At 48.4% G+C, this 20,311-nt stretch carries 12 protein-coding genes; 8 read left to right on the forward strand and 4 right to left on the reverse strand.

Going from position 1 to position 20,311, the window contains the following annotated elements:
- Positions 1-142: 142 nt before the first annotated feature.
- Positions 143-1,372, reverse strand: a complete 1,230-nt coding sequence (locus MHI12_RS04525) for a NarK/NasA family nitrate transporter (protein ID WP_036606491.1) — start codon at positions 1,370-1,372, stop codon at positions 143-145.
- Positions 1,373-1,798: 426 nt separating this feature from the next.
- Between MHI12_RS04525 and nirB the strand changes: the two genes are divergently transcribed.
- From nirB to MHI12_RS04565, 8 genes are all read left to right on the forward strand, one after another.
- A complete protein-coding gene (gene nirB, locus MHI12_RS04530) occupies positions 1,799-3,913 on the forward strand; it encodes a nitrite reductase large subunit NirB (RefSeq protein WP_405171664.1) in 2,115 nt (704 codons plus the stop codon).
- A 21-nt stretch (positions 3,914-3,934) separates the two neighbouring features.
- Positions 3,935-6,067 (forward strand): molybdopterin oxidoreductase family protein, encoded by a 2,133-nt coding sequence (locus MHI12_RS04535; protein WP_405171665.1) that lies wholly within the window; start codon positions 3,935-3,937, stop codon positions 6,065-6,067.
- Between the two features lie 341 nt (positions 6,068-6,408).
- Complete coding sequence (locus tag MHI12_RS04540; protein ID WP_405171666.1) at positions 6,409-6,828, forward strand: hypothetical protein; 420 nt, start codon at positions 6,409-6,411, stop codon at positions 6,826-6,828.
- Between the two features lie 24 nt (positions 6,829-6,852).
- Complete coding sequence (locus MHI12_RS04545; protein WP_405171667.1) at positions 6,853-11,823, forward strand: DUF4132 domain-containing protein; 4,971 nt, start codon at positions 6,853-6,855, stop codon at positions 11,821-11,823.
- A 664-nt stretch (positions 11,824-12,487) separates the two neighbouring features.
- Positions 12,488-15,199 carry a glycoside hydrolase family 3 C-terminal domain-containing protein gene (locus tag MHI12_RS04550; RefSeq protein WP_405171668.1) on the forward strand — a complete coding sequence of 904 codons (2,712 nt, stop codon included), beginning with the start codon at positions 12,488-12,490 and terminating at the stop codon, positions 15,197-15,199.
- Between the two features lie 146 nt (positions 15,200-15,345).
- On the forward strand, positions 15,346-16,917 hold the full coding sequence (locus MHI12_RS04555; RefSeq protein ID WP_405172929.1) for a glycoside hydrolase family 30 protein: 1,572 nt from the start codon (positions 15,346-15,348) through the stop codon (positions 16,915-16,917).
- Between the two features lie 154 nt (positions 16,918-17,071).
- Entirely contained in the window at positions 17,072-17,536 is a 465-nt protein-coding gene (locus MHI12_RS04560) for an acetyltransferase (RefSeq protein ID WP_405172930.1), read from the forward strand.
- A gap of 46 nt (positions 17,537-17,582) precedes the next feature.
- Entirely contained in the window at positions 17,583-18,569 is a 987-nt protein-coding gene (locus tag MHI12_RS04565) for a WXG100 family type VII secretion target (protein ID WP_036606168.1), read from the forward strand.
- Positions 18,570-18,833: 264 nt separating this feature from the next.
- Here MHI12_RS04565 and MHI12_RS04570 read toward each other — a convergent pair whose 3' ends face one another.
- The 3 genes from MHI12_RS04570 to MHI12_RS04580 all read right to left on the reverse strand — a co-directional run bounded on the left by MHI12_RS04570 (position 18,834) and on the right by MHI12_RS04580 (position 20,249).
- Positions 18,834-19,622 carry a formate/nitrite transporter family protein gene (locus tag MHI12_RS04570; RefSeq protein ID WP_017690511.1) on the reverse strand — a complete coding sequence of 263 codons (789 nt, stop codon included), beginning with the start codon at positions 19,620-19,622 and terminating at the stop codon, positions 18,834-18,836.
- Positions 19,623-19,697: 75 nt separating this feature from the next.
- Positions 19,698-20,003 (reverse strand): hypothetical protein, encoded by a 306-nt coding sequence (locus MHI12_RS04575; protein WP_405171669.1) that lies wholly within the window; start codon positions 20,001-20,003, stop codon positions 19,698-19,700.
- Positions 20,004-20,030: 27 nt separating this feature from the next.
- Positions 20,031-20,249, reverse strand: coding sequence for a hypothetical protein (locus MHI12_RS04580; RefSeq protein WP_405171670.1), 219 nt, complete (start codon positions 20,247-20,249; stop codon positions 20,031-20,033).
- Positions 20,250-20,311 lie beyond the last annotated feature (62 nt).

Here is a 20,311-nt window from a genome sequence, read left to right on the forward strand (position 1 = left end):
AAAAAGAAAAACCAGCTTTAAGCAGAAAGAAAGCCGTAACCAAAGAAACAGCGCTGCCTGATGGGGCAACGCTGTTCTTTTGGTTACTTATGGATCACTCGTAAACACTGTACCTTGGTTAGCGGCCAAGTGGTTGTACGCCTCAGGAAGAGAGGGATGTCGATTCCGCCATGCCTTTGCTGCCCCGATTCAACCAGCTCACACGCCAGCGGGATTGCATGAAGAGAACCAGGAACAGGGAAGCTGCTGCAATCAGGCTAAGAATGACAAAACCTGGTGTATAAGATTGATAGCTGCTGTACAGTTGACCGAGAATCAGTGGCAGTGCATACCCGCCCAATCCGCCAGCGGCACCTACAATACCTGTCATCAGGCCAATTTCATTGCCGAAACGTTGGGGAACCAGTTGGAACACGGAGCCATTTCCGGCTCCCAGACACATCATACCGAGGAACAACATGACTACTACTACAGGAAGCGGTGGCATGAAGGATACCCCGATCAACATGATGCAGGCTCCTGTATACAGGAAAGTCAGCATACGTGTTCCGCCAATTTTGTCCGCCAGATAACCCCCTACAGGCCGGAAGAAACTGCCTGCGATTACACAGAAGGTGGTAATGTCTGCGGCACGAACAGGAGAGAGCCCATACTGGGTGTTGAAGAAGATGGTGAGATAGTTACATAATCCAACGAAACCACCAAAGGTCACACAATAGAAGGCACAAAATACCCAAGCATCTTTTTGTTTAAGCAGACTTCCATATTGGGACAATTTCTTGGGTTCAGGCCGGTTAGGGCTATTCTTGGCAAAGATAGAAAAGAGGATGAATACAATAACGATCGGTATAATAGCAAGTCCGAACACAACTTCCCAGCTACCAAAATGCGTAGCCAAGCGATTGGCAAACAACGTCGCGAGTACGGTTCCACTGTTACCCGCCCCGGCAATACCCATGGCCAGACCCTGATGCTCCTTGCCATACCATTGGCCTGCCAGAGGTAGTGCAGCAGCAAATGAGGCGCCTGCGACACCAAGCAAGAGTGCCACCACGTACAGTTGGCTTAAAGAGTCAACCCATAACCAGCCGAGTAATAAGGGAACCAGGGTGACGAGCATACCGATCTGTGCGGTTAGTTTCGGACCGATATAATCAGACATGAAGCCTAGCACAAGCCGCAGGATGGAGCCGCCAAGAATAGGCAATGCGACCAGATTGGCCTTTTCCAGTGGAGTCATCGGATAGTCCAATGCAATGACAACTGCGAGTGGACCCAGCATTCCCCATATCATAAAACTGATGTCAAAATACATAAACGCTCCGAAAAGGGTGGGCTTATGCCCGCTTTTCCAAAAACTCTTGCTCTCCATCATCCATCATCGCTCCTCATCCAATTGAGATCTTCGTGATTTGTCTATGTGCTTGTTAAGGCAGAAAAAGGCCGCAATTCGTCCAGATCTGAACGATTTGCGGCCCCGTTGCCGACAGGCGGTACACGTCATTGTGTTCCCGCATCTGAGTTGATCACAGCACTGTGATTTTGATTCAAATTATAATCAAGAGAAAATATATATGTCAACAAAAATTACATGTGATTTTAAATAATTGGTTTTTTAATCGTTATTCGCATTTATTATGTTAATTTAGTTGACATTAGATTGAGATTCCCTTAATCTGAATCTAATATGAATCCACACAAAGGCGTGTGGATTCCGGAGGCAACGGTGCCCTTTTCCGAATCATGGAGAAGGGATTTTTCTGTTTATTTTCAGGTGAGAGAGAAAGGGGGGCAGCCCATGAGTAGAAACAAACTGGTGATTATCGGGAATGGCATGGCTGGAGTGAAGTGTGTCGAAGAGATTATCGCACTGGAGCCTGATACGTATGAGATTGTCATCTACGGCAATGAACCCCGTCCCAACTACAATCGGATCATGTTATCGAAAGTGTTGCAGGGTGAGCATTCGTTACAGGATATCATTATCAATGATTGGACTTGGTATGCCGAGCATCATATACGGCTATGTACAGGTGAAACGGTACACCGCATTGATACCCGTGGAAAATATATAGAGACGGAATCCGGACTAAAAGAAACCTACGATGTCCTGATTCTGGCAACAGGGTCATCACCGTTTATCCCACCGATTCCGGGAATTGATAAAGAGAGGGTCATGTCCTTCCGAACAATTGATGATTGTACGCGCATGTCTGATTATTCCAAAACATATCGCAAGGCCGCGGTCATTGGTGGTGGATTGCTTGGACTGGAGGCTGCACGGGGGTTGCTGCATCTGGGCATGGAAGCTGTGGTGGTCCATAACGCACCTTACATTATGAACCGGCAGTTGGATCAGAAGGCTGCCACGATGCTTCAAGAGGAACTTGAAGGGCAGGGTATGTCCTTTCTTTTGGCCAGAAATACGCAAAAAATCACCGGACGATCGCAGGCGCAGGGGCTGCTCTTCACAGATGGTTCCAAGCTTGAAGCTCAGGTTGTCATTGTCGCTGTAGGAATTCGGCCAAATGTGGATCTGGCCAGACGAAGCGGGATCGCCACCAATCGGGCAATTATGGTAGATGACTACATGCGCACCAGTGTACCGGATATATACGCAGTTGGGGAATGTGCCGAACATCGGGGAATCAGTTATGGTCTGGTGGCCCCCTTATACGAACAGGGGAAGGTGCTCGCACGTACGCTCTGTGGACAGGAAACGCCTGAATACAAAGGATCTATTCCCTACTCACAGTTGAAGGTATCGGGGGTTGATGTTTTCTCGGCCGGCGAGATCAGTGGGGAAGGCATGCAGACTGCCATTCAACATCTGGATGGCATTCAAGGCACATATAAAAAAGTACTGATGCAGGCTGGCAAAGTGCGCGGCGCCATTTTATTTGGAGATACAACCGAAGGAACAGCATTGCTTGGAATGGTGCAACGAGGTGCGGATGTGTCGGAATTGGCTCCGCGTGAAGGGGCTCCGGACCCGGCTGAGAAGGCTGCTGCGGCATTACCGGCTCAGGAGACCGTATGTGCCTGCAACAATGTGACCAAGGCTGCTATTATGAAGGCCATTCAAGAACAGGGTCTGGAAACGGCAGATCAGGTGAAGGAGCAGACCAAGGCTTCTGGTTCATGCGGTGGCTGTCGCCCGATGGTGGCTGCTCTATTGAAACATACGCATAACCTGAAAAATAACGGGGGCACTGGCGTGGTAGCCATACCGGATAAACTTGCTCCAATGCCTGTATGCAGTTGTACGGATCTTGGGCATGCAGAACTGAAGGAAATACTGGCTGACATCGTTGTTATGAAGATAGGGCTACCAGACATATCTTTGATCTTGCAGAAGCTGGGTTGGGGTTCGGAACATGGTTGCTCGGTATGTCGCCCCGTAATTCATTATTACTTACAGGTATCCGGTGGAACGATGGTTGTTCGAGAGATGGAAGGTCACTCAGAGATTCAGGTACGCTGGGATGATCAGATCCCGATGTCATCCTATGCGAGGGATGCGGGTAGCTTGGCAGCACAGCTTCGTACGAATTGGATCGGCGCAGCAATGCCGTCGCCCGTGAATGTAGGAGTCGCACCAGGGCCGGGATCATTGGTGAGCGCACTGGTGCAGGATATCGGCTTGCTGGCTTCACCAGCTGGGTGGGAGATCTATGCAGGCGGTCATGCAGAGCATCCGGTCAAACAAGGTGACTTGCTCGGGGTGGCTGAAACAGAGGTGCAAGCGGCCACACTCGCATCAGCCTGTCTTCAATGGTATCGCCAAACCGCTTGGTATGATGAGCCGTTATGGGCATGGACGGAACGATTGGGATTCATGTCGATTCGGGAAACGCTGCTGGATGACCAGTTACAGAAGGAACTGGCAGCTACACTTCAAGCTGATATATAGATGAAAGGCGGGGATGGAAAGATGGGATTATCCGTGAGTTCAGAACCAACAGCCTCCAAGCTCCATGTAAAGGAAACCCAGTGTCCGTATTGCAGTGTGCAGTGCAAGATGACTGTTGAAGAACTGGCTGCACCTGTTGCAGGCCAGCGTCGTGGTGAGTATGCGGTTCAGGGTGTTCCGAATGAAGCCTCGCAGGGCAGGTTGTGTGTGAAGGGCATGAATGCTCATCAACATGCGCTCAGTGGTCAACGATTAATGCATCCGCTCATTCGTCGCAATGGCGAGTTTGAACCCTGTTCCTGGGAGGAGGCCATTCAGACCATCGCAGAGCGGTTTCAGGACTTGAAAGATTCATACGGAGCAGATACGGTCGGAGTCTACGGAGGCGGATCTTTGACAAATGAAACAGCCTACCTGCTCGGTAAGTTCGCCAGAGTTGCATTGGGGACGAAATATATTGACTATAATGGACGTTTCTGTATGTCAGCTGCGGCTTCAGCTGGCAGTAAAGTGTTCGGGATGGATCGTGGATTGACGTTCCGTCTGTCCGATATTCCCAAGGCAGGTTGCATAGTACTCGCAGGTACCAATATTGCGGAATGCCAACCTACCCTCCTGCCATACTTCAATCAAGCGAAGGAGAACGGAGCCTTCATTATTGTTATTGATCCACGCAAGACGGCAACCGCAGCCATTGCCGACCTTCATTTGCAGGTGAAACCTGGCAGGGATGCTCTGCTGGCGGATAGCATGTTGAAGGTGATTATGGATGCCGGATTGGTGGACCCTCATTTTATAGGCGAACGAACGCATGGTTACGAGCAATTGATACAAGGGTTGGCTGATCTGCAACTCGAACAGGCGGCACAAGCGTGCGGGGTTGATCTAGCGCTGATTCGTCAGGCAGCGATGGCCTATGGTGAGGCAGAGACAGGCATGATCATGACAGCACGTGGTGTGGAGCAGCAGACGGATGGGCATATGGCAGTGAGGCACTTTCTGAACCTGGTGCTCGCGACTGGCAAAATTGGTAGAGAAGGTTGCGGATATGGTGCCATCACAGGTCAAGGCAATGGGCAGGGCGGACGGGAGCATGGGCAGAAGGCTGACCAGCTGCCGGGCTATCGATCCATTGAAAATGAAGCCGATCGTGCCTATGTGGCATCCGTCTGGGGTGTGGACCCTGCAAGTCTGCCAGGCAAAGGGGTATCCGCCTACGAGATGATGGAGAAGGTCCATGATCAGGAGATTCGGGCGTTGCTTGTAATGGGCTCCAACCCGGTCGTATCCAATCCCAATGTGCGTTTGGTGGAAGAAGGTCTGCGCAAGCTGGACTTTCTGATCGTGGCAGACATGTTTCTGTCCGAGACAGCACGCATGGCTGATCTGGTTCTGCCGGTTACATCTTATATGGAGAATGAAGGTACATTGACCAATCTGGAGGGGCGTGTTCTGCTCCGTGAACAGGGGCGGCCTGCGCCGGGAGAAACGCTTGATGATTGGGATATATTATGCCGGATTGCCGCACAATTGGGTAAAGCTTTTTATTTTGAATATGACACTGCTGAGGATATCTTTAATGAGCTTCGAGTGGCGAGTCGTGGCGGAGTGGCTGATTACTATGGCATTACCTATGAGCGTTTGCGTAACGAGAAAGGGGTATACTGGCCGTGTTCTGCCCTGGAGGATCAGGGAGAAGGACTGCTGTTCGGTGAACGATTCGCTCACCCGGACGGCAAAGCGGCATTTACATTTGAATCCAGCCCGGGCTGGAATGATATATCTTCGGAGTTCCCCTTAATTCTCACCAATGGGCGTGTGCTGCCTCATTATCTTACAGGGGTGCAGACACATCGAAGTCCGGCACTGGCAGCTCGTGAATTGGAGAACTTTGTTGAACTTCACCCGGCAACCGCTGCCCGTTATCGCATTCACGATGGAGAGTGGGTAGAGATTCAATCGACGTACGGAAGCTTCACGGTTCGTTCGCGCATCAAGGATTCCATTCGGGAGGATACCTTGTTCGTGCCGATGCATTGGGGCGGCATTCAGAATGTGAATCGGGCCACCAGACCAGAGCTAGATCCGTTCTGCCGGATGCCTGGGTTCAAGACAGCAGCGGTAAACATTCGACCGTTGCGATTGGTCAGATGATTCATACAGGTTTCAGATTACAGATTTCCAGGTGTCATAAGCTGCTCTAATGGTAGCTAAGCGGCTGCGCAGCTCATATTTATATGAGACTGTGCGGCTTTTTTTGCGTATATGTACGCAAGTAGGCCATAGTTCCGTGGTTCCACGTAAACATGAGGATTGGCTCATGAATATGGATTGAATTTTAGTTATGATGTTCATTAGGGGTACATATGTACGTATTTTATGTTTTATTTAGAGACAGATAGTCATTTCGAGTTTAGGATATTCCGCATCGTGGTATAGATATCGGGGCTTATGGAAGCTTCTTCAAATAGAGCAGGACATAGGGAGGGAACACGGTGAACATATGGATAACGGTAAAAAGTCTGGGTAAGCGCAAGCCGGTACTTGCCAAGCAAGCTGCCGAACTTCCGGAAACAACTCATACGTTAAGGCAGCTCATTGAGAACATGGTGGCTCTACAAGTAAAAGCGCTTCAGGACAAGAAACAACAGGCTGAATTGCTCGCCTACCTGATGCCGGATGATATTGAGGCGCAAGGAGCGGTGGGGAAAGTCGGGTTTGGCGCAGTATACAATGAGGGTGTTCCTGATCTGAATGTTGCGATGGAGACAGCTATAACCGCCTATGAGGATGGGTTGTATAAAGTATTTCTCAACGATGAAGAATTGCAGGAGCTGGATGAGTCACTTGTTGTAAAAGACGGAGATAACGTGGTGTTTATTCGTTTTACAATGCTTGCCGGACGTCTGTGGTAGAGAGCGATGAAGGAGGAGAACAGGATGAATCAGGAAGAGCAAGTACAGGTGTATATGGATGGATTGCAAGAAAGAGCCAAGTCGTTAACAGGGGTACAGCTCGAGTTGGCAAACTATGTTGTGGAGATCGCCGGGTCTACCTATTTGCGTGGAGACGAAAAGATGTTTCTGAACACTGATAAGTTGCTTGGAAGGCTGGCTGCAGAAACGCAGAAACCATTATTCGAGCCACTATTGGATGTGCTCCAGCATCTGGCGAGCGAGTCATTGGTTGCACAATTCCGTTATATCGCAGAGCGTGCGACTCGTTTCCCATACAGTAACAACTATGAACGCCGCCCTTTCCGCACATCCGATCCGGAGCAGCATGTAGAACAAGTCATCCGTAAACTGATGGGATTGTTCCGTATGGAAATGAAAAATTTCTCCCTGGAAGAATATGTGTCACTTCGTGAGTACAAGCTGGATTATCTGCATGAGATCCGTTGGGTTCTGGCGGATTGTATCGCTTATGAACTGGATCATCAGGGCGGAGATATGAAGCAGGCACTGCACGATATTATCTATGGTGACAATCAGACGGCGTTGTTAACCCATGAAATGATCAAAGGTATATTCATGAGCGATCAGGCGGATGCCTATCAGATGGTGGGTGAGCTGCTCATTGCAGCAAGGTTGCAGGAAGGGCTGCGCCAAAGCATTGTGGAGCGGATGGATGAAGGGACACTGGAAGCCTATATTTACATATTAAAAATCATTATCGACAACAACCTGATTCGTTTCAGTTCCGTAGTAAGAGCGCTTGCCGTATGGACGGGGATAGGCATAGAAGCAGCCAACCAGCGTGTTGCCGCACAGTTGATTGAACAGGCCTATCAGGCGCTTGTGCAACCAGAAGTACGCGAGGCCTGGCAGCAGGAAGCGAACGCCAACAAACTCTTTATCAGTCTGTGGGCGACAGCGGTCATTGAAGAGAATGAATTAAAGAGCAAGATAATAGAGATTATGGATCAAGGTCAGTTATATCAGAAGATTGTTGCCCAATACGTACTGGCTAACAGCCAGAATAGGGAGCTTCGTTTGGACATTGCACGTCGTTATCTGGAGGCGCAGGATACCGAGTTGATGCACTGGATTGTGACCAACTATGATGCGATGTATATGTACAACTGGAGTTTCGAGAATGGAGAGAATCAGCGTAGCGTCTACGTGTGGCCATTGCCTGCTCTTGGAGAAAAGGCCTTGCGGCGTCAGGACTTTGATCGGTTCAAACAGATGCTGGCTGCCATTCCAAAAGGCGGGTCAGGTGGACCATCGGGTGTACTTGAGTATGTTCACTACCGGATTGATACGGATGATGTAGTCAAGAAAATGTTATATTTGGCCGCTTATGATATGGACCCGGAATGGATCGGGGAGGTCATCGCAATCAAGGACCGTTTAAGCCCGGAACTGCGCGGAGAACTGTTGTCCCAGTTTGTTCAGCATCCCGATAATGAGGTGCAAAGACAGTTTGTGTTTGAGAGTTTGTCTGATAAAAGCATCAGTAATCGGGAGAGTGCACTCGCCAAAGCGAAGCTGCTCACGTTGACGGTTGATGAGATGAAACAGATGGAGGCGTTGATGAAGCTCAAAACAGGCTCACTTCGTCAGAAGGTCATTCATGTATTGTTACTGCAACCCGTGGACCAATTGGCGGTCTCGCTGAAGCGACTTTTGCAGGCCAAGAGTGAACTGCAGCGCTTGGGTGCGCTAGAATTATTGACCGAGATTGCAGCAGATCCAGAGCGGATAGATCAGCAGGAGCAATTGCAGCCATTGGCGCAGCTGATTGAGACACCCACTGCCAAGGAACAGAAACTGCTTGATAAGCTGACCGATCAGGGGAGTCGTTACACAGCCTCTAATGGATTTGGTTTATTTGATCCGAAGCGACGTGAGCCATTGCTGGATGAGAAGCGTGATCTCAAGGGCCATAATCCGAAGGATATCTTTACACTCTCTCTGGATAAGACCAGACCATTTCTGGAGGGACTTAGTGAATTAGTGCATGAACACAGGGATTATGAGTATCAAGTGGAATACTACGCTGGCTATAAAGACACATTGTTAGTCGGAGCGAGTCTTCGCTCCAAGGTTCCATATGGAGAGCGGAATGAAATGAAGCAGATGGAACAGTTCCCGCTTCATGACGTATGGGAGAACTATATTCAACATGCCGGGTTCAGCAGTGTGGAATTGATGCAGCTATACATGGCTATACAGCTCCGGGAGTTCAATGGCAATTTGAGCGACCATTACAGTTATTTCCGTGAGCAGTATGACTATGACGAATTGCAGAAGATTCCGTTATTGGAAGGCTGGCGCAAGTCGTTTGCTGAACAGATCTATCCTCTGGATGACATCGAAAAGCTGCAGCAGATGCTGGATTCGTTAACATATAAGGATCAGGTAGTGGCACTGATATCGGCGGCATTTCTGGATAGCGATCCGATCGATACGTTTGAGATAGCTGAGAAAACCTGGGCCTCCATCATCGCGAGTATGCCTGCTGATCGACTCGAAAAAGAGTCAGGCATGCTTCATATTCTGACTGGACCTTGGAATTATGTAGTTCGTGGCAAATTCCACGACGATAACAGCTTCAAACGTTTCTTCCAGACAGCGTACCAGTTCACCAGTCTTGTAGAGAGTAGTCAACCGCTGTCTTTACTGTCACTTGAAGATTTCCTGCGTGCATACCAGTTGAACCTGATAGATGATCAAGAGATATATCGACAGGTGCTGGTCGGTGGGAATCGTCAGTTGTTTATTCGGGACTTAACATCCACTCGTACAGAAGTGATCGCAAGTGATCCCAAGCTGATTCATTTACGGGATACGGTCGTTAATCGGATTCTGGAGATCGAGCTGACCCGGGGAGAACTCTCTACAGAAGTAAGTACACTTGCCATGAAACTGGAACGAATTGAAGGCATGGAACACTGGGTACATCTGGTCTCGGCGATGGATCAGGATACATTTGTCCGTGGATATATCTACAGTTATGGGGACAACACAACACGTAAAGAGACGTTTAGCTATCTAATTCAGAATTGTCATCCACGAGATGGAGAAGATGAGAAGCGTCTTGGAGAATTGCTCCAGAAGTATCCGGTGAATGAGAAAAAATTGCTGGAAGCAGCCATGTACGCCCCGCAGTGGATGGAGATTGTTGCAAAACATCTGGGATGGGAAGGTCTACGCAGTGCAGCTTGGTACTTCCATGCTCATATTAATGAACGCTTTACTGCGGAGAAAGAAACCATCGTGGCCCACTATTCTCCAATCTCACCACAGGACTTTAATGAAGGTGCGTTTGATATCGCTTGGTTTGAAGAAGCCTATGCTGCTGTCGGGGAGGAACGGTTCAATCTGTTATACGATTGCGCCAAGTACATTTCCGGGGGAGCTAACCACCGCAGATCCCAATTGTTCGCAGATGCTGCACTGGGCAAGCTTCGATTGGACGATATGCGTGATTCCGTGTCAGACAAGCGAAACAAGGATCATTTGTTAACCTACAGTTTGATTCCATTCGCCGTAAATCGCGAACAGGATCTGCGTGAGCGATACGACTTCATTCAGAAGTTCCTGATGCAGAGCAAACAATTCGGTGCACAACGCCGTGCCAGTGAAGGTGTGGCATCACAGATTGCACTGGGCAATCTTGCTCGTAATGCAGGTTATGCCGATGTTACGCGGCTGATGTGGGACATGGAAGCACGTAAGTTGGATGAGATGAAAACTTTCTTTGAACCTCATGCATTGGATGCTGACACGACAGCACAATTGGTCATTGATGAGGAAGGCCAACCCGAGATGGTTATCGTTAGCAAAGGCAAGACACTCAAATCTGTACCTGCCCGGTTCAAAAAAGATGGATATATCGCTGAACTGAAAGAGCTGAAATCGGATCTGGTGGATCAGTATCGCCGGGCACGACAGGAGCTGGAACGTTCGATGACTGCTGGAACATCCTTTACACGTGAGGAAATTGCCAGACTGATGCAAAATCCGGTTATACAACCGCTGGTAAGAACACTTGTATTCCAGTCAGGTGACAAGACGGGAAGGTTCGATGTATCATCCAATGGTTTGGTTGCACCAGGACCGGAGGGTACGGTCCATGCACTAGCGGAACAGGATCAACTGTTGATTGCTCATCCGCTTCATCTGTATCAGAGCGGAAGCTGGAGTGAATTCCAGCGGGATCTGTTCACCCGTCAGGAGCGTCAGCCGTTCAAGCAGGTATTCCGTGAGCTATATCTTCCTAACGAGGACGAATTGGCTAATGGTACGGTGTCTCGCCGATACGCCGGGTATCAGATTCAACCGAAAAAAGCAGTAGCTCTGCTTAAAGGACGCCAATGGACTGTCAGTTATGAGGAAGGTCTGCAGAAGGTAAGCTATGAGCATAATCTGATCGCGAATCTCTATGCCATGGCAGATTGGTTCTCACCAGCAGATACCGAAGCACCTACCTTGGAGACGGTGCAGTTCTACGATCGCAAGAGCTACAAACCTGTAGCGCTGCAAGATGTGCCGCTGACGTTCTTCTCGGAAGTTATGCGTGATATCGATCTGGTGGTCAGCGTTGCACATGTGGGAGGCGTAGATCCGGAAGCCAGCCTGACAACAATCGAGATGCGTCACGTCATTGTGAACGAGTCGTTACGTCTGCTGAAGATCGACAATGTACGTCTGGACGGGAATTACGCACGAATTGATGGTGAATTGGGTGAGTATGCTGTTCATCTGGGGAGTGGTAATGTGTTTAAACAAGCCACAGGTGCACTTCATATTGTTCCGGTGCACAGTCAGCATCGGGGTCGAATCTTCCTGCCATTCCTGGATGAAGATCCGAGAACAGCTGAGATTCTGTCCAAGGTGATGTTGCTCGCCGAAGATAAAAAGATCAAGGACCCGCAGATTCTTGCACAGTTACAGAATTAGAAGTGAACGAACTAGAATTGAACCGCCCTGTGGGGCGGTTTTTTTATTTGTTACTCCGATTTTTAATGTAACTTCAAATCTCAATATAACGAGTGTAGAACAAGAATCATGGATGGAAAGTGGACAATATGGAGCAATTCCAACATAAAGGCAGCTGAAGAACCTGTCTAAAAGGGACCTCAGTTGCTTTTATATTTTTTGATATTTCAATGGACCGGATTGGTTCCGTTTTCAAATAGACTTAGGACCCAGAGCGTGTCGGTATATTCCTTAATCTGATAATTAATTGCATTAATTGGTTGATCGGGAGTGGGTCGAACCGACTGTTTTTAAAAGTAAAGAATTTGTTCGAAAGTAGTTACGGAAATGTAAATAATTCGTTTTCTTGTTTTGTTATCTGAATTATTAATATGGTGATTCCAAAGAACTAGGCTTGTTCCAATCGATCATTTACCAAATTTAAGGGGATGTAATTCGGAATCATGTCGGCTATCGTTAGGAAGCGAAATCTGCTGACTTGCTTGCAGGCTGCAGTTTCAGAAGCCATGTGCAGGACGACCTGAATGCTTGAAAGACTGGGATCAAGCCAGTTTGCATTCCCTTGTATACATGTATTCAATATGTGCACAAGAAAAATGATCAAGAGAGAAGGAGAACTTACAACATGAACAGAAGACTCAATCTGATTTTCCTCAAACGATGGTTTATGTTATTAATCATCGTGGCGGTTGCGGCTATGCCGCTGCACGCCTTCGCCGCGGAGGCGGATTCTGGGGCCAATCGGCCTTGGATGAACACATCTCTATCAGCGGAAGAACGCACCGAGCTGCTGCTCAAGGAGATGACGCTGGAGGAGAAAGTTGGATTCGTAACCGGTAAAGTCAATAACTATTATGGTTTCTATAATGATGGATTGGAGCGCCTCGGCATTCCGGCATTACAGATGGCAGATGGACCCGCAGGAGTACGTGTGGCTAACCCGGATGTGCAGGACAAAAAGTCCACGGCATTGCCTGCACCCATCGCGCTTGCCGCTTCCTGGGACACCAATCTGGCCAAGAAATATGGCGATCTGATCGGTCAGGAAGCACATGATACAACACATAATGTAGTGCTCGGCCCTGGGCTGGATATTGCACGTACACCATGGGGTTCCCGGAACTTCGAATCTCTCGGGGAAGATCCGCTATTGGCTTCGGGCATGGGTGCAGCGTATGTGAACGGGATTCAAAGTAATCCGGTTATCGCTACAGCAAAACACTATATCCTGAACAACCAGGAGACGGAACGTTTCACGACCAATGCAACAGCCAGCGAACGTGCGATTCAGGAAGTCTATGCACGTCCGTTCCAGGCGATGGTTGAAAAAGCGGATCTCGGTTCGGCAATGTGTTCATTTAACCAGGTGAACGGTACATATGCTTGTGAGAACAAGGAGATGCTGACCGATGTCCTTCGGGATCAGTTTGGCTTCGAAGGGTTTGTTATGAGTGACTACGGTGCAAACTTCAGCACAGCCAAATCCGCCAATGCGGGTCTGGATCTGGAGACACCTGGAGAGCCGTATGGCAAATGGGGAGACAAATTGCTGGAAGCCGTGAACAATGGCGAAGTCAGCGAGCAAACCATTGATGAGAAGGTTAGACGCATTTTGCTTCAAATGTTCGATAAAGGGCTGTTCGATAACCCTGTAACGAATACACAAATCAATGCCAAGAAAGACGGTAAACAAGCACGTGAAATTGCGGAAGAGAGCATGGTTCTTTTGCAAAACAACGATAATGTGCTGCCAATTTCCAAGAAAAATGTAAAATCCATCGCAGTCATCGGACCGGATGCAGATAACGCATCGGCTGCTGGTGGAGGTAGCAGTCTGGTTAATCCGACGTATACTGTGAGTCCGCTGCAAGGCATTCGTAACCGTGCTGGTAACGGTGTGGATGTAAAATATGCTGCCGGAACCGATCCTATCTCTGCAGGAGATGCATTTAATGGACCATCCGCTGTACCTTCTACTCTTTTATCACCTGGGGATGCTCAGGAAAGTGAAAGAGACTATGGTACAGATCGTGCGGAATACGGTCTGCGTGCTGAATACTGGACGAATAAAGATATGGAGGGAAACCCTTCTCTGGTACGTACAGATAATCAGGTCAACATGAATCTTGGATTCTACAACTATGAAGGTTTTAACGCACAATCTTCCAAGCTTCCAGTGACACCAACGAAGTTCAATGCCAAAATGTCCGCTCGTTGGACAGGAGCAATTACGGCGCCTCAAACGGGTGAATATAAACTGTCCCTGACCAGTCTCGGTTCTGCGAAACTGTATGTGGATGATAAGTTACTCGTAGACAATCAAGGTGAAACATTGAGTACAACGAAGAAAGAAATCACATTCAAAGAAGGCGAGTCCCACAATATTCGAATTGAGTATCGTACGGATTTCCCGGTACAGACCAATCATGATATGGGTGCACAGGTTCGTTTTGGCTGGGAAGCTCCAGAAGACGCTTTGGATATTAAAATGCAAAAAGCAGTTGATCTGGCGAAAAAATCCGATGTTGCCGTCGTGGTAACTCGTACGTATGACAGTGAAGGTTACGTCGACCGTTCCGACCTGGAGCTGCCGAATAACCAGGAGCAGCTGATCCGCAAGGTAGCGGCAGCCAATCCAAAAACGATCGTGGTGCAAATGAGTGGTCGTGCTGTTGAAATGGACTCCTGGCAAAAAGAAGTGCCATCCATCGTTCAGGCTTGGTATGCAGGTCAGGAACAAGGTAATGCAGTGGCACGTGTGCTGTTTGGTGATGTGAATCCATCCGGTAAGTTGCCGGTGACGTTCCCATCAGATGATTCCCAAACTCCGGTATCCACTGCGGAACAATTCCCGGGTGTGAATGGGGTGGGCAACTACTCCGAAGGTATCTTTGTAGGGTATAAAGGATATGACAAAGAAGGCATGACACCGGCGTTTGCCTTTGGACACGGACTGTCGTATACCGATTTTAATTATCGTAATCTGCATGTGAAAAACACAGGCAAAGGCGACAAAGCAACCGTAGAAGTATCCCTGAACTTACGTAACACCGGTAAAGTTTCCGGTGCAGAAGTGGTACAGGTCTATGTTGGCAATCTGCCAACCAAAGTTGAAACGCCAGAGAAACAGCTTGCTGGCTGGGCGAAGGTTGATCTGAAGGCAGGCAAGCAGCAACGGGTCAACATTCAACTGGATCGCAGCGCATTGTCCTACTGGGATGAAACATCCCATGAATGGGTAATGCCTGAGGGTAAAGTCCAAGTGTATGTTGGCAGTGCATCGGATGATATCCGTCTAACAGGCAGTGTGAATATCGGAAGCAAGTCCGGTAAATAAAAGTGTAATCTGGGAGATCGAAACGTTGTTCTCCCTGTGAAGTTATTTGCGTCAAATGCGGTTTGTTCTAATTTATATAGATTAGGAAAATGAGTCGTGGCCTAGTGGCCGCGGCTTTTTCCACAATGGAAGGAGAGTGAAACGTGATGAACATACGCTGGCGAGAGCATCCCAAACGATGGATGATCCTGTTGATCGCAGCTGTTTGTTGTGTTGGTATAGGAATCTGGCTTATCTTCAACCGAAGTGAACAACCCGCTCCGCCACCGGTTGCGGACAAACAGACAGCGGCCGAAGTCTGGCTAACCACGGGAGATCAGCAAAATCTGCTTACACCACAGAATCCCATTCCAATTACAGATCACCATGATGCAGACCCAAGTTCTTTAGTTTCTTCAACGCAGGAGTCAGACACGTCTTCGTCGGCGTTCACCATACAGATTGACCCGGACAAGACATATCAGACCATGGATGGGTTTGGAGCAGCGATGACGGGTTCGTCGGCACATCTGATTAACCAGCTTCCAGATGAGCAGCAAGAACAACTGCTAAAGGAGTTATTTACGACGGAAGGCTTGAACATGGATATGGTGCGTCATACGATTGGTGCCTCCGATTATTCGGTAGATGAATCAGGTGTAGCTTCGAGTTATACCTATGACGATATCGAGTCTGGCACGGACTATGACATGGAATACTTTTCGATCGATAAGGACCAGGAAGTTGTGAGTATGCTGGAGCGTGTAGCTGGTTTGAAACCGGATCTTAAAGTACTGGGCACACCGTGGACGGCCCCGGCCTGGATGAAGTATGGGGAGAAGAAGACCACTAACGGTTGGTATTTGGATTACAATGATCCTCAGGTGTATGAAGCGTACGCGAGATATTTCGTGAAATATATCAAAGCTTATCAGGCAAAGGGCATTCCCATCTACGGGATAACGTTGCAAAATGAACCGGAGTTCACCTCGGACAAATATCCGAGTATGAGTATGGGAGCTGAAGAACAAGTGATGTTCATTCAGGATTATCTCGGCCCGGCGCTACAGGATGCGGGACTGGATACACGAATCATTGCGTATGATCATAACTGGGATCAGGCGGTTGAATATACCGGCAAGGTGCTTGGTGATGAGCAGGCTGCTGCATATATCGATGGATCTGCTTTCCACTGTTATGCAGGTGATCCATCTGCCATGTCGGAAGTGCATGAGCGCTTCCCAGACAAAAATATCTATTTTACCGAATGTAGTGGTGGGGAGTGGAGTCCTGATTTTGGCGAGAATCTGAGCTGGCAGATGTCCAATCTCATTATTGGTGCACCTCGCAACTGGGCGAAGAATGTGCTGCTTTGGAACATCGCACTTGATCCGCAAAGTGGACCCACGAACGGTGGCTGCGAGAACTGCCGCGGGGTTGTGACGATTGACCCGGAGAATAATGAAATCACTAGAAATGTCGAGTATTATGCGTTAGGCCACATCAGCCGTTATGTACGTCCGGGAGCTGTGAGAGTTGCTTCTACGCAAGAACAGGGCAAGATCGAGAACGTAACCTTCCGCAATCCGGATGGAACGATGGTGCTGGTTGCGGCTAACACGGGTGAGGCAGAAGTTTCCTTTGAGGTAGTCATGAGCGGAGATTCGTTTCGATATATACTGCCTTCCCAATCGGCAGCAACCATCCGTTGGAAGCCAAAAACGGAGGTAGAACGTTGACTCAAGATTGGAAATTATGGGTACAGATTGAAAGATGGACATGGTAAAATAAACGTAGAGTTATTTCAAATTTGATGTATTAAACAAGTCCGATCCCAGGATCGGGCTTTTACATAACCTTTTACTTTTAATAGAGAAGGAGCATACGTTGGACATGTTAGTCGCTGCATATCGGGAACAGGATCATGACAAGTTGGTCGAGATCTGGGAGAGTGCTGTTCGGGCAACACATACGTTTTTGGAAGAGCATCACATTCAGTTCTACAAAAAAGTGGTGAGTGATGTGTTGCAACAAAGGCAAGTCGAGGTTTGGGAAGTGCTCAATACGAAGCAACAACCCGTGGGTTTTATTGGTGTGGATGATAACTTTATAGAGATGCTGTTTGTAGATCCGAGCCAACACGGACAGGGTCTGGGACGTCTGTTAATAAACCATACCTTCAAAATCAAAGGCCGTCACCTCAAGGTGGATGTTAATGAGCAGAATACTGGGGCAGCCCGATTCTATGAAAAGATGGGATTTGTACAGATGGGGCGGTCTGAATTGGATAGTTCCGGTAATCCGTTTCCGCTGTTGCATCTAGAGATCAAACAGGAACAGGCCGATAGATCGTTGTAATGGATAGACCATGAGTTATAAATGACCAGGATGAGGAGTGTGTAGGATGACACAGATCAAGGTGACACCGGAACAACTGGAGACGGTCAGTGGGCAGTTCGCTCAGGCACATCAGCAATTATCAGGCTTCATGTCCACATTGGACGGCAAGATGAGTGTCATGCGGAGCAACTGGGATGGCATGGAGCGGGAGCGTTTTTATAACGATTATTCAACGGCTCAAGGCACGATGAAATCTGTTCTGGAACTGGTTCTGTCCATTCAGTCGGAGCTTAAGAAAATTGCCGAGCGTTTCCGCACGACAGATGAAGAGGCGGTGAGCCAGGCAATCATGACGGCGCTGACCGCAGCGCGGGCGCTATCAACCATGGGCAAAAATAAAGGTGATGATCTGGACAAAACGCCAGGTCCACCAAAGAACATGGATGAATGGGATGAGAAGGATGCCGAGAAATACCAGAACTATGAGGAAATGCTGAAGAAAGCCAAAGAGATGGGTGACGAAGAACTGGCGCAGCAGATTCAGGCCAGCATGAACATCATTCGGCTTCAGTATGAAGATGTAATCTATCAGACTGACCCCAATACGGGCAAGACGGTGAAAATTACCGAGGATTCCATCGTAGGTACGTATCAGGTGAAAAGCGACAAGGGCGAAACGACCACCATCAGTCTGGATAAACAGGGCAATGTGGTGGACTATAGCAAGGATACGGAAAAGTATAGGTATTCGGAGCAAACGCACACGACCAGTCAAGGCGAGCATCTCTTTGGCAAAGCAGCACAAACGGCTACAGCCTACGGGATTGGTCTGCTGCTCACAAGCAAGACGGGCTCTGCCTTTACAGAACATGCCACTGGACTTGGTTCTTCCTTCGTTGCGGACAAATTCCTGTTCTCTGTGCCGGAAGAAGGCGAGACACGTACGATGATCTACCGTACCAATAAGGACACGGGCAAAATCGAGAATATGATCGTGGTCACGCGCGGCGACAACGATATTGAATATACTCCGTGGCGGGAGTACTTCTAAGCCACGGATGGGGTTGGCAAGCGGGCAACGCAGGGGTACCTTATTGCGGCCTGCTTGCGGACCCACCGCATGGAGCCATGTGGTTGTGTGACACATGGCTATGCGTGTGGAGGGCAGGCAGCTTATCCGTGAGCCTGCCCATAGAGAAACACCCCGGCGACCTTCTCCCTGAGATGGGAAGGTTGCCGGGGTGTTTTGGGTTGATCTTACCGATTAGCCACGGTCGACGGACCAGGCTGGAAGGAGATCTTTTTTTGCCAGAGATTAATGTGTCTCTTCATCCAGAAATGGTTTGTTCACCGCATAATACATAAAGCCCATCAGCAGCACACCACCTACCAGATTACCCAAGGTCACGGGAACCAGGTTGTGAAGCACACCTTCAAATGAGATCGTCCCCGGATGGTTCAGCACAAGTGCAATCGCGAACGTACACATATTGGCGATGCTGTGCTCGTATCCCGAGATGAAGAAGCAGAATACAAAGAGCATCATGGCAAACATTTTGGCTCCATTCTCCTTCATGAACATCGGCACAAAGAACGCCATACATACAAGCCAGTTACACAGAATTCCCCGGAAAAAGAGCTGCATGGTCGGAACTTCCATCTTATGCTCCACCACGCTTAACAGAAAACCGTTCACCTGGGACGAGTCGAACAATCCCGTCAGGTAGATTAACAGGGCAAACACAGCTGCGCCCATCAGGTTACCGCTATAACTCGCAATCCACAGTTTGATCACTTCGAACCAGCGCAGTTTCTTGCGCAGCGCCGCATACGTGTAATAGAACGTATTGCCCGTGAACAGGTCACCCCCGCCATAGGCGATCAAAATGATGGCCGCGCCAAACGTAATTGCCGCCATCGGATAGGTAAACGGGGACTGCTCCATATAAAAGAAGTTACCTGTCTTAAACGCCACGATGACGCCGAATCCGATAAACATACTGGCCAGCATGGAGCGTGCAAGGTACCTAATTAAGCTTTGTTTGTAAATCTTGTGTTTCTTCAAAGCTAGTTGTTCCACGTTGCGTAAAGCTTCCGTTTCCATAATTCTCCTCCAATAACATGGTGTCTTGCTTACCATTATAACGAAATTATGGAAATTGGGGAGGGCAAACTTGGTTTATTGATTATTACTTCCTTGTTTCGAATGCAGTACCCGCATTGCAGAAGAGCCAAAATCAGGATCGGATTGAAGCGATTCTAGCGCGGATACTGCACCATTAACTTGTTGATGTGCAACAAGAATAGCAAAGGCAGCTCCTCTGACTAATATGTAGGCATTTCCCTCCAGAACTTGCTGAGTAAGGCGATTATCGGTTAGTTCGATCAGATCACGAAGTGCCTGTAGTTTTTCTTCACCGCTGATTTCGTTAAAATCAGGGTGTTCATTGTTGTTATTATGATTTAAATCAGACATGTCAGACATATCCTACCGTTCACCTCCTGAAGAATATTAAGATTGGGGTGGAAGGAGAATAGGACGGGCAGCCAGCGCTTCTTCCACAATCTGTTCAGGCGTCAGGTCTCGATTATCCCAGAAAATCAGATTACTAATCTCCGCATGTGGAACCTGCTGCTGTAGCTCCGTCAACATGTCATCCAACTCGGCTTCCGTTCCTTCGGCATCCATCAGTTTGCGAACCAATTCGACCAAATGTAATCGATTGTCCATATCGATACCTCCTGAATGATTCATAGTGTGAACCAACTAGTCTTTCATGGGCTGATTCAATG

The organism is Paenibacillus sp. FSL H8-0280 (genome assembly GCF_045040665.1).
GTDB classification, from domain to species: domain Bacteria; phylum Bacillota; class Bacilli; order Paenibacillales; family Paenibacillaceae; genus Paenibacillus; species Paenibacillus xylanexedens_A.

Bases quoted from the DNA above. Each gene is read 5' to 3' on its own strand.
- MHI12_RS04525 (WP_036606491.1), bottom strand. From the start codon at position 1,372: ATGGAGAGCAAGAGTTTTTGGAAAAGCGGGCATAAGCCCACCCTTTTC.
- nirB (WP_405171664.1), top strand. From the start codon at position 1,799: ATGAGTAGAAACAAACTGGTGATTATCGGGAATGGCATGGCTGGAGTG.
- MHI12_RS04535 (WP_405171665.1), top strand. From the start codon at position 3,935: ATGGGATTATCCGTGAGTTCAGAACCAACAGCCTCCAAGCTCCATGTA.
- MHI12_RS04545 (WP_405171667.1), top strand. From the start codon at position 6,853: ATGAATCAGGAAGAGCAAGTACAGGTGTATATGGATGGATTGCAAGAA.
- MHI12_RS04550 (WP_405171668.1), top strand. From the start codon at position 12,488: ATGAACAGAAGACTCAATCTGATTTTCCTCAAACGATGGTTTATGTTA.
- MHI12_RS04555 (WP_405172929.1), top strand. From the start codon at position 15,346: ATGAACATACGCTGGCGAGAGCATCCCAAACGATGGATGATCCTGTTG.
- MHI12_RS04560 (WP_405172930.1), top strand. From the start codon at position 17,072: ATGTTAGTCGCTGCATATCGGGAACAGGATCATGACAAGTTGGTCGAG.
- MHI12_RS04565 (WP_036606168.1), top strand. From the start codon at position 17,583: ATGACACAGATCAAGGTGACACCGGAACAACTGGAGACGGTCAGTGGG.
- MHI12_RS04570 (WP_017690511.1), bottom strand. From the start codon at position 19,622: ATGGAAACGGAAGCTTTACGCAACGTGGAACAACTAGCTTTGAAGAAA.
- MHI12_RS04575 (WP_405171669.1), bottom strand. From the start codon at position 20,003: ATGTCTGACATGTCTGATTTAAATCATAATAACAACAATGAACACCCT.
- MHI12_RS04580 (WP_405171670.1), bottom strand. From the start codon at position 20,249: ATGGACAATCGATTACATTTGGTCGAATTGGTTCGCAAACTGATGGAT.